General features: G+C 57.5%; 13 protein-coding genes. All 13 read left to right on the top strand.

Going from position 1 to position 15,355, the window contains the following annotated elements; all coding sequences use genetic code 11:
• The coding region (locus tag V7Q41_RS06110) for a penicillin-binding transpeptidase domain-containing protein (protein WP_333844252.1) at window positions 1-454 on the top strand (454 nt) is incomplete at its 5' end.
• Window positions 454-1,992 (top strand): UDP-N-acetylmuramoyl-L-alanyl-D-glutamate--2,6-diaminopimelate ligase, encoded by a 1,539-nt coding sequence (locus tag V7Q41_RS06105; protein WP_333844250.1) that lies wholly within the window; start codon window positions 454-456, stop codon window positions 1,990-1,992. The genes V7Q41_RS06110 and V7Q41_RS06105, both read left to right, overlap by 1 nt.
• A complete protein-coding gene (locus V7Q41_RS06100) occupies window positions 1,985-3,406 on the top strand; it encodes a UDP-N-acetylmuramoyl-tripeptide--D-alanyl-D-alanine ligase (RefSeq protein WP_333844247.1) in 1,422 nt (473 codons plus the stop codon). Before V7Q41_RS06105 ends, V7Q41_RS06100 begins: the two co-directional genes overlap by 8 nt.
• Window positions 3,397-4,575 carry a phospho-N-acetylmuramoyl-pentapeptide-transferase gene (mraY, locus tag V7Q41_RS06095; RefSeq protein WP_333844244.1) on the top strand — a complete coding sequence of 393 codons (1,179 nt, stop codon included), beginning with the start codon at window positions 3,397-3,399 and terminating at the stop codon, window positions 4,573-4,575. The genes V7Q41_RS06100 and mraY overlap by 10 nt, the downstream gene beginning before the upstream one ends.
• A 4-nt stretch (window positions 4,576-4,579) precedes the next feature.
• The gene (gene murD, locus V7Q41_RS06090; RefSeq protein ID WP_333844242.1) at window positions 4,580-6,154 is read left to right on the top strand and encodes a UDP-N-acetylmuramoyl-L-alanine--D-glutamate ligase; all 1,575 of its coding nucleotides are present in this window, start codon (window positions 4,580-4,582) and stop codon (window positions 6,152-6,154) included.
• A gap of 62 nt (window positions 6,155-6,216) precedes the next feature.
• Complete coding sequence (ftsW, locus tag V7Q41_RS06085) at window positions 6,217-7,419, top strand: putative lipid II flippase FtsW (RefSeq protein ID WP_333844263.1); 1,203 nt, start codon at window positions 6,217-6,219, stop codon at window positions 7,417-7,419.
• Between the two features lie 2 nt (window positions 7,420-7,421).
• Window positions 7,422-8,504: an undecaprenyldiphospho-muramoylpentapeptide beta-N-acetylglucosaminyltransferase gene (gene murG / locus V7Q41_RS06080; RefSeq protein ID WP_333844260.1), complete on the top strand. Its 1,083-nt coding sequence runs from the start codon at window positions 7,422-7,424 to the stop codon at window positions 8,502-8,504.
• A complete protein-coding gene (gene murC, locus V7Q41_RS06075; RefSeq protein WP_333844239.1) occupies window positions 8,501-9,910 on the top strand; it encodes a UDP-N-acetylmuramate--L-alanine ligase in 1,410 nt (469 codons plus the stop codon). Before murG ends, murC begins: the two co-directional genes overlap by 4 nt.
• Before the next feature lie 3 nt (window positions 9,911-9,913).
• Complete coding sequence (locus tag V7Q41_RS06070) at window positions 9,914-10,885, top strand: D-alanine--D-alanine ligase (protein WP_333844237.1); 972 nt, start codon at window positions 9,914-9,916, stop codon at window positions 10,883-10,885.
• Window positions 10,882-11,703: a cell division protein FtsQ/DivIB gene (locus V7Q41_RS06065; RefSeq protein ID WP_333844234.1), complete on the top strand. Its 822-nt coding sequence runs from the start codon at window positions 10,882-10,884 to the stop codon at window positions 11,701-11,703. The genes V7Q41_RS06070 and V7Q41_RS06065 overlap by 4 nt, the downstream gene beginning before the upstream one ends.
• A 31-nt stretch (window positions 11,704-11,734) precedes the next feature.
• Window positions 11,735-12,964, top strand: a complete 1,230-nt coding sequence (gene ftsA, locus V7Q41_RS06060; protein WP_333844232.1) for a cell division protein FtsA — start codon at window positions 11,735-11,737, stop codon at window positions 12,962-12,964.
• A gap of 179 nt (window positions 12,965-13,143) precedes the next feature.
• Window positions 13,144-14,406 (top strand): cell division protein FtsZ, encoded by a 1,263-nt coding sequence (ftsZ, locus tag V7Q41_RS06055; protein ID WP_333844229.1) that lies wholly within the window; start codon window positions 13,144-13,146, stop codon window positions 14,404-14,406.
• 24 nt (window positions 14,407-14,430) lie between these two features.
• Window positions 14,431-15,354, top strand: a complete 924-nt coding sequence (gene lpxC, locus V7Q41_RS06050) for a UDP-3-O-acyl-N-acetylglucosamine deacetylase (RefSeq protein WP_333844226.1) — start codon at window positions 14,431-14,433, stop codon at window positions 15,352-15,354.
• Window position 15,355 lies beyond the last annotated feature (1 nt).

The raw sequence follows: 15,355 nt of genomic DNA, 5'->3' as shown, positions 1-15,355 counted from the left end.
CGTGTTTGCACATGACGGCGAGATGGTGCCCATGAGTTTGGTGAAAACCAATCAGGCGCAAGTCAGCGGCGCACGTGTGCTCTCGTCGCACAACGCTGCGGCCATTCGCAACATGCTGCACATGGCGACCATCCAAGGTGGCACAGCGCCCAAGGCGCAAACCATGGGCTACTCGGTGGGCGGCAAAACGGGCACCGCCCACAAGGTGGAAGGCAAAACCTACGCCAGTAAAAAATACCGTGGCTTCTTTGTTGGCATTGCACCCATTGACAACCCGCGCATCGTTGTCGCGGTGATGGTGGACGAACCCACGGGGGGTGCTTATTACGGCGGCGACGTGGCAGCACCTGTGTTCAGTCAAACTGTGCAGCAGACCTTGCGCATGATGGGCGTGCAACCTGACATGGCGGTCAAGCCCCAAGTGGTGACCCAGGTTGAGAAGGAGTCGTTTTGATGAAACGACTCCATAGCCCCCACGATGCCGCGCAGTGGCTGCGTACCCAAGTGAGAGGTGCGCTGCACACCGACAGCCGTCGTGTGGGTGCGGGCGACGGTTTCATCGCTTGGCCGGGTGGCGTGACCGATGGCCGCCAATTTGTGGCATCGGCTTTGAAGCAAGGTGCAGCAGCGTGTGTGGTCGAACAATCAGGCGCGGATGTCTTTGACTGGAAAGCGCACCCCGCCATTGCCACCTACGATGGCTTGAAAGCAGCCAGTGGTTGGATTGCCGCCGCCTATTACGAACAACCCAGCCTTGCGCTGGACGTGGTGGCCATCACCGGCACCAACGGCAAAACGTCCACCGCATGGTGGCTGGCGCATGCGCTGCAAAACGCTGGCCAGCGCTGTGCCATGGTGGGAACCTTGGGGGTGGGCGAAGTGGGCCAACTCGAAGTCACAGGCATGACCACACCCGACCCTGTGTTGCTGCAAGCCCGGCTGCGCAAGATGGCCGATGCGGGTGTGAGCGCTTGCGCCATCGAAGCTTCTTCCATTGGTTTGGCCGAGCATCGCTTGGACGGCACGCAGATCCGCGTCGCACTGTTCACCAACTTCACGCAGGACCATTTGGACTACCACGGCGACATGGCCAGCTATTGGCAAGCCAAGTTGGCATTGTTCAACTGGGCTGGTTTACAAGCGGCGGTGGTGAATGTGGATGATGCGCAAGGCGCGGCTTTGGCCATTGAGCTCAAAGCCCGCGGTGACTTGGGTGTGTGGACGGTCTCTTGTGCTTCCCATTCAGACGCTCACAGTCCAGCGGTCACCAGCGAACACCTGCCCGTGCAGCACATCGTGGCAAGCCAAATCAAGCACAGCGCCAAGGGCTTGCGCTTTGATGTGGCCGAAGGTGAAGAAATTCACTTCTTGGACACACAGTGGGTCGGTCATTACAACGTGAGCAATGTGTTGGGCGTCATCGCCTGCATGCGTGCGTTGGGCTACAGCTTGGCCCATGCTGTGCAAGCCTGCCGCGACTTGCCCGCCGTGCCAGGCCGCATGCAAACCGTGGGTGAGGTGGGCGAGCCGTTGGTGGTGATTGACTACGCCCACACCCCCGACGCTGTGGCGCAAGCGCTACACGCATTGGCGCCCTTGGCCAAGTCTCGCGGCGGTGAACTGAGCTGTGTGCTGGGTTGCGGCGGCGACCGTGATAGCGCCAAGCGTCCTTTGATGGCTGCCGCTGCCGAACAACATGCCCAACACCTTGTGTTGACCAGCGACAACCCGCGCAGCGAAGACCCGCAAACTATTTTGAACCACATGCTTTCGGGATTGACGCATCCTGCCAGCGCCATCGTGATGGTCGACCGTGCCCAAGCCATTGCACAAACCGTGCAAAACGCGCGTGCGCAAGACGTGGTGTTGGTGGCTGGCAAAGGGCACGAAGATTATCAAGAAATTTCGGGCGTCAAACACCCCTTCAGCGATGTTCAGCACGCACGTGAGGCCTTGCAACATCGGGCTGAACAAAGGAGGGCGCATGTCTGACATGAACCTCGGCTTAAAACAAATCAACGCATGGCTGACGGGTGCTCAGTTGCACGGCAATGCGGCTTTGACCATTCAACGCGTCAACACCGACAGCCGCACCTGCCAAGCGGGTGACTTGTTTGTGGCCTTAAAGGGTGAACGTTTTGATGCCAATGACTTTTTGCCACAAGTGGCAACTCTTGGAGCGACTGCTGCCTTGGCTGAGCGCGGTTTAGACGAGGTTAAGTTGGGCGGCGTTCAAGTGCCAGACACACGCATTGCTTTGGGTCAGTTGGCCAAAGGCTGGCGCGGCCAGTTCAACTTGCCCGTGATTGCCGTCACTGGCAGCAACGGCAAGACCACAGTCACACAAATGATCGCCAGTATCTTGCGGGCAGGTTTTGGCGATGACGCTTTGGCCACGCAAGGCAATTTGAACAACGACATTGGTGTGCCACTCACGCTGCTGCGCATGCGCGCCCATCACCGCATTGGGGTGGTGGAGCTCGGCATGAACCACCCCGGCGAGATTGCAGGCTTGGCGGACATGACCCAAGCTACCGTGGCATTGGTGAACAACGCCCAGCGCGAACACCAAGAGTTCATGGCCACGGTGCAAGCTGTAGCTCAAGAAAACGGCGAGGTCATCCAGGCCTTGCCTGCTGACGGCGTGGCCGTGTTTCCAGCGCACGACGAATACAGCCCGCTTTGGCAAGCTGTGGCAGGCAAGCGAGCTTGTATGCGTTTCTCGATGGCAACCAATGCAACCGATCACGCCGAAGTGCAATTGCTCAAAGCCGATTGGTTGAATGACCACTGGGCAGTTGAGGCGCAAACACCTGCGGGTGTATTGCGCACGCAACTGCACATTGCAGGCCGACACAACGTGGGCAATGCCTTGGCTGCCACGGCTTGTGCATTGGCAGCGGGGGTGTCATTGGCCACCATTGAGCAAGGCTTGCGCAGTTTTGAACCCGTCAAAGGCCGCTCACGCGCCTTTGGCATTGAGTGCCAGGGCCGTGCCATCACCGTGGTGGACGACACCTACAACGCCAACCCCGACTCGGTGCGTGCTGCGATTGATGTGCTGGCCGAGTTGCCTGCGCCACGTTTGCTCGTGCTGGGCGATATGGGCGAGGTGGGCACACAAGGCCTCGAGTTCCACCAAGAGATGGGCTTGTATGCCGCACAAATGGGCATTGAGCATGTGCTGTGCTTGGGCGACTTAGCCGCACACACAGCCACCGCCTGCGGCGCGAATGCACAACACATGAACGACATGGACACCTTGACACAACGCGTCTTGCAACTGCTGCCGCAGCTGGGCAGCGTGTTGGTCAAAGGCTCTCGCTCCATGAAGATGGAGCGCGTGATTGAAGCGATCACCGCCGGCCACGACCACCATTCCAAGGAAACCACGCCATGCTGTTGAACTTAGCCCAATGGCTGCAAACCCTTTCGCCAGAATTTGGCTTTTTCCGCGTCTTTCAGTACCTCACGTTTCGCGCAGTGATGGCAGCGTTGACGGCCTTGCTGATTGGTTTGGTGGCTGGCCCATTCGTGATTCGCCGCTTGGCTGCGTTAAAGATTGGCCAACCCATTCGTGAGTACGCCATGCAGTCGCATTTGGCCAAGAGCGGCACACCCACCATGGGCGGCGTGTTGATTCTGATTGGCATTGCGGTGTCCACCTTGCTGTGGGCTGATTTGTCCAATCGGTTTGTGTGGATTGTGATGATCGTCACGTTTGGTTTTGGCGCCATCGGTTGGGTCGACGACTGGCGCAAAGTGGTCAACAAAGACCCTGAAGGCATGCCGTCACGTGAGAAATACCTGTGGCAGTCGCTCATCGGCTTGTTGGCTGCGCTGTATTTGGTGTTCAGCATTTCTGAGAGCAGCAACTTGCGCGTGTTGGAGTTGTTTTATTCGTGGGTGCAGTCTGGCTTTGATGTGAGCTTGCCACCCAAAGCGGGATTGCTGCTGCCCTTTATCAAAGAGGTGAGCTACCCACTTGGCGTGTTTGGATTTGTGATCATGACTTACTTGGTCATTGTTGGTTCTAGCAACGCGGTCAACTTGACCGACGGCTTAGACGGCTTGGCCATCATGCCCGTGGTGATGGTGGGTTCGGCACTGGGCGTATTTGCTTATGTGACGGGTAGTTCGGTCTATTCCAAATATCTGTTTTTCCCCTACATCCCAGGTTCTGGTGAACTGATGATTTTTTGTGCTGCCATGGCGGGAGCAGGCTTGGCCTTTTTGTGGTTCAACACGCACCCCGCTCAGGTGTTCATGGGCGATGTGGGTGCCTTGGCCCTAGGCGGCGCACTGGGCACGATTGCCGTGATCGTGCGACAAGAAATTGTGCTGGCCATCATGGGGGGTATTTTTGTGGTGGAAGCCTTGTCGGTGATGTTGCAAGTGACTTACTTCAAATACACCAAGAAGAAATATGGCGAAGGTCGTCGCATCTTGAAGATGGCACCTTTGCACCATCACTTTGAAAAAAGCGGCTGGAAAGAAACCCAAGTTGTTGTGCGCTTTTGGATCATCACCATGCTGCTGTGCTTGGTGGGGCTCTCTACCTTGAAGCTGAGATAAGACGATGCAGCAACTCCACAACCAATCGGTGCTGATTCTGGGCTTGGGTGATTCCGGTCTGGCCATGGCGCGTTGGTGCGTTCGCAACGGTGCGCAAGTGCAAGTGGTGGACACGCGTGAACAGCCGCCGCATTTGGCTGGCCTGCGTGCTGAGTTGCCTGATGTGAAATTTGTGCATGGTGCGTTTGACGCCAGTTTGGTCGAAGGCCAAGGCGTGCGGGCGGTGTTCAAGAGCCCGGGCCTGAGTCCTGAGTCGGTTGCATCCGTGTGGCATGCAGCCTTGGCCGCTGGCTTGTGGGTGGGTACCGAGCTGACCCTGTTCGCCCAAGCATTGGCTGATTTACAAAGCAGCATGGCCTATCACCCCAAGGTGTTGGCCATCTCGGGCACCAACGGCAAAACCACGGTCACCTCTTTGACGGGGCAGTTGCTCCATCGGGCCGGCAAACGTGTGGCCGTGGCTGGCAACATTGGCCCAACCATGCTGGACACCTTGTCACAAGCACTCGACAAGGCTGTCCAAGCGCAAGCCGTAGCCCCTGCGGATCATCCGTTGTTGCCCCAGGTGTGGGTGTTGGAGTTGTCTAGCTTTCAATTGGAAGAGGTGACCAACTTTGAGCCTAGCGCTGCGAGCGTGCTCAACCTCACACAAGATCACCTTGACTGGCACGGCAGCATGCGTGCTTATGCAGCAGCTAAGGCGCGTATTTTTGGCAAGCATGGCGTGATGGTGCTCAACCGCGAAGACGCTGGCGTGATGGCCATGTTGTCCTTTACGCCCGCTGATGCGCCCGAAGTAGCCGCTAAGCCCACGCGAGCCAAGACAGCCCAGCCACAGCCGCGCAGCCACATCACCTTTGGTGGCGACATGCCGCAGCGACCAGGCGATTACGGCATTGAAACCGTCAATGGCATGACGTGGCTGGTGCGTGCGCTAGAAGCTGATGAAACTCGCAAGCGTAAAAAAGACGAGCTGGAAGAAATTCACATCCAACGCCTCATGCCCGCCGATGCGCTGCGCATCCGTGGCCGCCACAACGCACTCAACGCTTTGGCAGCTTTGGCCTTGGCGGGCAACGCAGGGGGTGACTTGGCGCCCATGTTGTTTGGCTTGCGTGAGTACACAGGCGAGCCCCACCGCATGGAAGCAGTGACCATCCTGAACGGCGTGGCGTATTTTGACGACAGCAAAGGGACCAACGTGGGTGCCACTGTGGCCGCCTTGCAAGGCCTGGGCGCGGACCACCGCTTGGTGGTGATTTTGGGTGGCGATGGCAAGGGCCAAGACTTTGTGCCTTTGCGTGAACCTGTGTTGCGCTATGCACGCGCCGTGGTGTTGATTGGCCGCGATGCGCCCGCCTTGCGTGAGGTGTTGCAGTCCACCGGCGTCAAGCTGTTGGACGCTGCGACCCTCGAGGAGGCGGTCAAGCTCAGTTGCGAGCAAGCCCATGCGGGCGATGCGGTGTTGTTGTCACCCGCTTGCGCGAGCATGGACATGTTTCGCAACTACGCGCACCGCGCCGAGGTGTTTGTGGGCGCCGTGAAGCATTTGGTGGCAGAAGCAGGAGGCATGGTGTGAGTGCTGTGCAGCAAATCAAACAAGGCTTTGGACGCCTGTGGGGTTCACAGCCTCAGGCCAGCATGGATGCCTTGCCTGTTCGTGTGCACGGCACCGAGTTCACGCGCACAGCGGCGTCGCCTGTGCATGTCAAAGGCTTTGACCAACCTTTGGTGTGGGTCACCTTTGCCTTGCTGATGTTTGGCATGGTGATGGTGTATTCGGCATCGATTGCCATTCCAGATAACCCACGCATGGGTTCAGGCTACGCACCCACACACTTTTTATTGCGCCATGCACTGTCGATGTTTGTGGCTTTTGTGGCTGCTTTGTTTGCATTTCAAATCCCGCTCAACACCTGGGAGCGCATCGCGCCTTGGGTGTTCATCGCCTCCATTGCCTTGCTCATCGTGGTATTGATTCCATTCATTGGCAAGTCTGTCAATGGCGCACGCCGTTGGATCAACTTGGGCTTCATAAGCTTTCAACCATCCGAGTTGGCCAAATTGGGCGTGTTGCTTTACGCCGCCAATTACATGGTGCGCAAGATGGATGTGAAAGAAAACTTCTTTGCCGCCGTGTTGCCCATGGGCGCGGCTTTGTCGGTGGTGGGCTTGCTGTTGTTGTCTGAACCCGACATGGGCGCCTTCATGGTGATCGCTGTGATTGCCATGGGTATTTTGTTTTTGGGCGGTGTGAACGCGCGCATGTTCTTCTTGATCGCCGCCGCCTTGATTGGCGTGTTCGCCCTCATCATCGCCACCTCCGAGTGGCGACGCGAGCGAATCTTTGCGTACCTTGATCCCTGGAGCATCAAAAACTCGCTAGACAAAGGTTATCAGCTGACGCATTCATTGATTGCGATTGGCCGTGGCGAAATTTTTGGTGTTGGGTTGGGCGGCAGCATCGAAAAACTGCATTGGTTGCCCGAGGCACACACAGACTTTTTGTTGGCCGTGATTGGCGAAGAATTTGGTTTTGTGGGCGTGGTGGCTGTGATTGGTATGTTCATGTGGCTGACGCGTCGCATCATGTACATCGGTCGTCAAGCGATTGCCATGGACCGCGTCTTTGCAGGCTTGGTCGCGCAAGGTGTGGGCATTTGGATGGGCTTTCAGTCCTTCATCAACATGGGGGTGAACTTGGGTGCGTTGCCTACCAAGGGCTTGACCTTGCCACTTATGAGCTATGGCGGTTCTGCGATTTTGTTGAACCTGATTGCCATTGCGGTGGTGCTGCGCGTGGACTTTGAGAACCGCGTAGTCATGCATGGGGGGCGCTTATGAGCATGAACCAGCGCACCGCTCTCATCATGGCGGGTGGCACCGGCGGCCACATCTTTCCAGGGCTGGCGTTGGCTGAGCAATTGCGCATCCACGGCTGGCATGTGCATTGGTTGGGGGCTCCGGCGCCCAGCATGGAAAGCCAATTGGTGCCGCCCCACGGTTTTGCGTATGAAACGGTTCAGTTCGGTGGCGTGCGAGGAAAAGGTGTCATGACTTTGGCGCTGTTGCCCATCAAGTTGTTGCGCGCCTTTTGGCAAAGCCTGTGCGTGGTGCGCCGTGTCAAGCCTGATGTGGTGGTGGGTCTGGGTGGCTACATCACCTTTCCCGCCGGCATGATGTCTGTGTTGTGGGGCGCGTCCTTGGTGTTGCACGAACAAAACTCAGTGGCAGGCCTGGCCAACAAAGTACTCAGTGGCGTGGCTGATCGCGTGTTCAGCGCCTTTCCCCACGTGCTTGCAAAAGCCGAGTGGGTGGGCAACCCCATGCGCGATGGCTTTATCAACCAAGCCGAGCCGGCGCAACGCTTTGCCGAGCGCACCGGGCCGCTGCGGGTGTTGGTGGTGGGTGGCAGCTTAGGTGCGCAAGCCTTGAACACCGTGGTGCCTCAGGCCTTGGCCAAGATTCCTCACGACCAACGTCCTGTGGTGACACACCAAAGCGGGGCTAAACAAATTGATGCACTCCGCACAGCCTATGCAGAAGCAGGCGTGCAAGCCGAGTTGACCCCCTTCATCGACGACACCGCGCAAGCCTTTTCCGATGCCGACGTGGTCATCGCCCGCGCCGGTGCCAGCACCGTGACCGAGTTGGCCGCGGTGGGCGCAGCAGCCATCTATGTGCCGTTCCCCCATGCGGTGGATGACCACCAAACCACCAATGCACGTTTTGTGGTGGATGCGGGAGGTGGCTGGTTGCTGCCACAAAACGAATTGAACGCGCAAGACTTGGCTGACCGATTGCAATTCATGACACGCCGCACCTTGTTGGCTTGCGCCGAGAAGGCCTATGCCGTGCGTCAGGTGCAAGCGGTGGCACAAGTGGTGGCTGCGTGCGAGCAACTCGCAGCGAAAGGAAAAAAATCATGAAACACGCCATTCGTCACATTCATTTCGTGGGCATTGGTGGCGCGGGCATGAGCGGCATTGCGGAAGTGCTGCTCAATTTGGGCTATGCCATCTCTGGCTCTGACTTGTCAGACAGCGTCGCCCTGAAGCGTTTGCAAAGCTTGGGCATTCAAACCTATGTGGGTCACCATGCCAAGCACATGGCGGGTGCTGACGCGGTGGTCACTTCCACCGCGGTGCAGGCTGACAACCCTGAAGTGGTGGCTGCGCACGCCAAACTGATTCCTGTGGTGCCGCGCGCCGTGATGCTGGCCGAGTTGATGCGCCTCAAAACTGGCGTGGCCATTGCAGGCACCCACGGTAAAACCACCACCACCAGTTTGGTGGCCAGTGTGCTGGCCGAGGCGGGCATGGACCCCACCTTTGTGATTGGCGGCAAACTCAACAGTGCAGGTGCGAACGCCAAACTCGGTTCGGGTGATTACATCGTGGTGGAAGCCGACGAGTCAGATGCATCGTTCCTCAACCTCTTGCCCGTGATGGCGGTGGTGACCAACATTGACGCCGACCACATGGACACCTATGGCCATGACTTCAACAAGTTGAAGGCTGCGTTCATTGAGTTTTTGCATCGCATGCCTTTTTATGGCGCAGCGATTTTGTGCACCGACGATGCCGCTGTACGCAGCATCTTGGCCGAGGTATCACGCCCCATCACCAGCTATGGTTTGAATGAAGAAGCACAGGTGCGCGCGGTCAATGTGCGTGCCGATAACGGATGCATGCACTTCACCGTGGTGCGCCGCAACGGGGTGACCTTGCCTGACCTCGATATCACCCTTAACTTGGCAGGTGAGCACAACGTGCTCAACGCGTTGGCTGCCATTGCGATTGCGGTGGAGTTGAACGTGCCCGATGCGGCGGTGCAAAAAGCCTTGGCCGAGTTCAAAGGCGTGGGCCGTCGTTTCCAACGCCACGGCGAAGTGGCTGCGAAAAAAGGGGGTGCGTTCACCCTCATCGAAGACTACGGCCACCACCCTGTCGAATTGGCCGCCACCCTCGCGGCGGCGCGTGGCGCATTTCCCGGCCGTCGTTTGGTGTTGGCCTTTCAGCCACACCGCTACACCCGAACGCGTGATTGCTTTGAAGACTTTGTAGCCGTCATGGGACGCGCTGATGTGCTGTGGCTGTCAGAGATTTACGCCGCAGGAGAAGCTCCGATTGCAGCTGCCGATGGCCGCGCACTTGCGCGTGCCATGCGAGTAGCGGGCCACGAAGCCTTGGTCTTTGTGGATGACGTGAAAAAGATGGCCCAAGTCATTGTCGACCATGCCCAAGCGGGTGATGTGGTGATGTGCATGGGCGCAGGTTCGATTGGCCAGGTGCCAGCCAGAGTGCTGGAGTTGGTGGAACAAAGCCAGAGCTAAACCATGACTTTCAATATTCAAACTGCCAAAGTTGCTGTCCTCATGGGCGGTCTGTCTGCTGAGCGTGATGTGTCCATCATGTCGGGCAGCGGCGTGCTCAAAGCACTGCACACCCAAGGCGTGAACGCCACATCGTTTGACCCTGCCGAGCGCGGCTTGGACGAACTCAAGCGCGAAGGCTACACCCACGCCTTTGTGGCATTGCATGGCCGCTATGGGGAGGACGGTGCCGTGCAAGGGGCTTTGGAGTTGCTGGGTATTCCCTACACAGGCTCAGGCGTGATGGCCTCTGCCATGGCCATGGACAAAGTCATGACCAAGCGCGTATGGCGTGCTGTGGGTTTGTCGACACCCGGCTATGTGTGTCTATCACCTCAAGACCAAACCGCAGACAACATCAACGCCATTCCTGCCAAGTTAGGTTTGCCTCTGATCATCAAGCCGCCGCGTGAGGGCTCATCGATTGGTATGAGCAAAGTCATGCAAGCTGGCGAAATCATGGCTGCAGCGCAGCTGGCCACACAGTTCGATCCAGACTTGTTAGCAGAAGAATTCATCAGCGGTCAAGAGCTGACCTGCCCCATCTTGGGTAATGGTCCTCATGCGCGCGCCCTACCCGTGGTGCGCATCGCGGCACCTGATGGTGCGTATGACTACAACCACAAGTACTTCACTGACGATGTGATGTACCACTGCCCCAGCGGTTTACCTGAGGCCCAAGAAAAAGAAATCCAAGCCTTGGTGGTCGCCGCCTATCGCGCCTTGGGCTGTCGTGGTTGGGGCCGTGCTGACATCATGGTGCGCGCCACGGACGGCAAACCATTTTTGCTCGAGATGAACACATCACCCGGCATGACCAGTCACTCCTTGGTCCCCATGTCTGCGCGTGCCGCGGGTATCAGCTACGAAGAGTTGTGCTTGATGCTGCTTGAGAGCGCCACACTCGATTACCCCGCAGGTCCCAAAGCCCTATGACCACACGCTACACCCACATGCGACCCCGACGCGAGGTAAATGCCTCGGTGGAGGTGCCGCTGGATGTCAAGCTCATGCACATGGCGGCATCGTTGATGTTCGTGGGTTTGGTGGTGGGTGCTTTGGTGGGCGGCGTTTGGGCCTTGGTGCAATTGCCCGCGTTTGCGCTCAGGGGCATCACCGTCAAGGGCGATGTCGAGCACAACAACGAAGTGACCTTGCGTGCCAATGTGGTGACCAAGTTCACAGGTAATTTTTTCACCGCCGATTTGGGTCGTGTGCGTAGCGCTTTTGAAAGCGTGCCTTGGGTGCGCATGGCCTCGGTCCAACGCGAGTTTCCCAATCGCTTACGCGTCACGCTTCAAGAGCACAAGCCTGTGGCCTTTTGGGGCGATGACGGTGAACAGCGCATGGTCAACAGCTACGGCGAAGTGTTTGAGGCCAATGCAATTGAATTGGATGACGACAAGATGCCCCGCCTGAGTGGGCCCGACAGCCAATCACAGCAAGTGCTGGCCATGTACTTGGCCATAGAGCCTGTATTCAAAGCTTTGAGCTTGGGTGTAGACAGCTTGGTCTTGAGCGATCGCGGCAGCTGGCGCGCCAAGTTGGCGCACGGGGCGGTGATTGAGTTGGGTCGCGGCAGTGTGGATGAGGTGATGGTGCGCGTACAGCGCGTGCAACACACCTTGGCCCAAGTCACGCAAAAGCTAGGCCGCAGGGTCTCAGCGATTGAATCGGCTGATTTGAGACACGACAACGGTTATGCGATTCGGGTGCGCGGGGTGAGCACGCAAGACGTGCCCGGCAAACGTTAACGTGCAGTAAAAGAGAAAGAACGAGGCTGTCATGGCAAAAGAATACAAAGATTTGGTGGTTGGCTTGGACATTGGCACAGCCAAGGTCATGGTGGTCGTGGCCGAAGTGTTGCCCGATGGTGAACTCAAACTCGCGGGCCTGGGTGTGGCGCCCAGCAATGGTTTGAAGCGAGGCGTGGTGGTCAATATTGATGCCACGGTGCAAAGCATCCAGCAGGCGTTGAAAGAGGCCGAGCTGATGGCCGATTGCAAAATCACACGCGTCTACACAGGCATTACCGGCAGTCACATTCGAGGTATCAATTCCACTGGCATGGTGGCGGTCAAGGACAGAGAAGTGACGGAGGCTGATGTGGCGCGCGTGGTTGAGACGGCCAAAGCCATCAACATCTCCACAGACCAGCGTTTGTTGTTGGTCGAAGCGCAAGAGTTCGTGATTGATGGACAAGAAGTCAAGCAACCCATTGGCATGAGTGGTATCCGTTTGGAGGCCAAGGTGCACATCGTCACAGGCGCGCAAAGCGCTGCAGAAAACATCATCAAGTGCGTGCGACGCTGCGGTTTGGACGTTGACCGTCTGATGCTCAACCCATTGGCTTCCAGCATGTCTGTGTTGACGGCCGATGAGCGTGAGTTAGGCGTTGCCTTGGTCGATATTGGTGCGGGCACCACAGATGTCGCCATCTTCACCAATGGTGCGATTCGACACACTGCCGTCATCCCCATTGCAGGTGACTTGATCACCAGCGACATTGCTATGGCGTTGCGCACGCCGACCAAAGATGCGGAAGAAATCAAAATTGAATCAGGCTACGCCAAACAGCTGTTGGCCGATCCAGATGTACAGGTGGAGGTGCCTGGTCTGGGTGACCGTACGCCACGCATGCTGAGTCGCCAAGCTTTGGCGGGCGTGATTGAGCCGCGTGTGGAAGAAATCTTTTCGCTGGTCCAGCAAGTGATTCGTGACTCGGGCTACGAAGAAGTGTTGTCGTCGGGCATTGTGCTGACGGGCGGCAGCGCGGTCATGCCGGGCATGGTGGAGCTGGGCGAAGACATTTTCTTGAAACCCGTGCGTCGGGGGGTGCCGCAATACAGCAGCGCGTTGGCCGACATGGTGGCGCAGCCGCGAGCTGCAACCGTGATGGGTTTGTTGGCGGAAGCCAGCGTAGACCGTCAACGCGGCTTGAAGGTTTCACAAAAGAGTGGGTCTGTCAATTCTTTGATGGACCGACTCAAAGACTGGTTTGTGGGGAATTTTTAAAAATGATTCCACACAGCTTACTTTACCTCGCGCGCGGCAGCCCACCGCAACGGCCGCACAGGCATCGACGATGCCGATTCTGTGCAGCCAATGCGCCACCCTCATAGAAGGAACGCAATGAACCACAGGCTAACAACAAACACTAGGCAACTGCAAATTTTCAGATTAGGAGAAACATCATGACCATCGAAATGATCGAAGTTGAAGCATTCAACTCAGGCACACAAATTAAAGTCATTGGCGTGGGCGGCGGCGGCGGTAACGCGGTAGAGCACATGATCAGCTCGGGCGTTCAAGGCGTCGAGTTCGTCACTGCGAACACGGATGCACAGGCTTTGCGCGTGAGTCATGCGCACAAAGTCATTCAGCTGGGCTCTAGCGGCTTGGGCGCTGGTAGCAAGCCAGAGCGCGGCCGTGAGGCAGCGGAAGCTGCGGTGGATGAGATCCGCGCGGCGTTGGAAGGTACCAACATGCTGTTCGTCACTGCCGGCATGGGCGGCGGCACGGGCACAGGTGCAGCCCCTGTGGTGGCACGCGTGGCACGTGAGATGGGCATTTTGACCGTAGGCGTCGTGACCAAGCCATTCGAATTCGAAGGCAGCCGTCGCATGGGCAACGCCGAAGCTGGCTTGGCCGAACTAGAAGCCAACGTCGATTCACTCATCGTGGTGTTGAACGAAAAGCTGATGGATGTGTTGGGTGAAGATGCCAGCCAAGACGAAGCCTTTGCATTTGCCAACGACGTGTTGAAAAACTCGGTTGGTGGCATTGCTGAGATCATCAATGTAGAAGCCTTGGTGAACGTCGACTTCGAGGACGTGCGCACCGTGATGAGCGAGACGGGCAAGGCCATGATGGGCACAGCAGCTGCCAGCGGTCCAGACCGTGCACGCATCGCCGCTGAACAGGCTGTGGCTTGTCCCTTGCTCGAGGGCGTGGACATGTCGGGAGCCAAGGGCGTCTTGGTGCTGATCACTGCTGCCAAGGGAGGCTTGAAGTTGTCTGAGTCGCGTGAAGCCATGAACACGATTCGCAAGTTTGCTTCTCCTGACGCACACGTGATTTATGGAACCGCTTACGACGAAAAACTGGATGACCAAATTCGCGTCACCGTGGTGGCCACTGGCCTGGCGGGTAGCCGTCGCGCTGCCCCTCAGTTGCAAGTGTTGCGCACGGGTACGGACGGCATGGGCTTTCCCACCACGCAAGCACCCAACGCATCACCTGCTGGCGTTTTGGCAGCGGCCACGGGTGGCTTGGCTGGTTTGGCAGCGGGCTTGGGCTTGGGAGCTGCCCCCGCGCAACCCAACTACGAATCCATGAACTCTCCCGCCGTTTGGCGTGGCAACCGCACCTCGGCAGCTGCCAAAGTCGATGCCTTGTCATCGGGCGGCATGGATGATTACGAAATACCAGCCTTCTTGCGCAAGCAAGCGGACTGAGAGGGTATTCATTAAAATCACACAGTGCTCAAACAAAGAACCCTTCAATCCCTCACCAAAGCCGTAGGTGTTGGTCTTCACAGCGGCCAACGCGTGGAGCTGACATTGCGCCCGGCTCAACCCGACACAGGCATCGTGTTTCGTCGGGTAGATTTGCCGCAGCCCGTCGATATTGCGATCTCTGCCAGGGCGGTGACGGATACCCGATTGGCTTCGACCATTTCTTATGGCGGTGCCAAGGTGTTCACGGTTGAGCATTTGATGTCAGCCTGTGCGGGTCTTGGCATTGACAACCTCTACATCGACATCACTGCTGAAGAGGTTCCTATTCTGGATGGATCCGCTTCGTCGTTTGTGTTCCTATTGCAAAGCGCCGGCATTGTGGAGCAAAACGCGGCCAAGCGTTTTATCCGTGTGTTGAAGACGGTAGAGGTGTCTGAAGGTGAGGGTGCAAACGTGAAGTGGGCGCGACTGGACCCACACCATGGCTACAAGCTCAGTTTTGAAATTGACTTTCGTCACCCTGCCGTTGATTCCACGGGACAAAGCGTGGTGTTTGACATGGACGTGAACAACTACACGCGAGACATTGCACGCGCCCGAACCTTTGGCTTCACCCGCGATGTAGAGATGATGCGTGCCAACGGCCTGGCTTTAGGCGGTGGTTTGGATAACGCCATCGTGATGGATGACTACAAAGTGTTGAACAGCGATGGGCTGCGCTACGACGACGAGTTTGTGAAGCACAAAATTCTCGATGCCATGGGTGATTTGTATTTGCTTGGCAAACCTTTGTTGGCCTCTTATGTGGCCTTTCGCTCGGGACACGCCTTGAACAACAAGTTGTTACGTGAGCTGCTCAGCCAGCCCGAGGCTTATGAAGTTGTGACGTTTGACGACGCACGCCAAGCACCCCAAGGCTTGGCGCAACTGGCGCCTGCTTGGTAGG

Source organism: Limnohabitans sp. (genome assembly GCF_036804465.1).
In the GTDB taxonomy this organism is placed as follows: domain Bacteria; phylum Pseudomonadota; class Gammaproteobacteria; order Burkholderiales; family Burkholderiaceae_C; genus Limnohabitans.
This window is presented reverse-complemented; position numbering and strand designations above follow the sequence as displayed.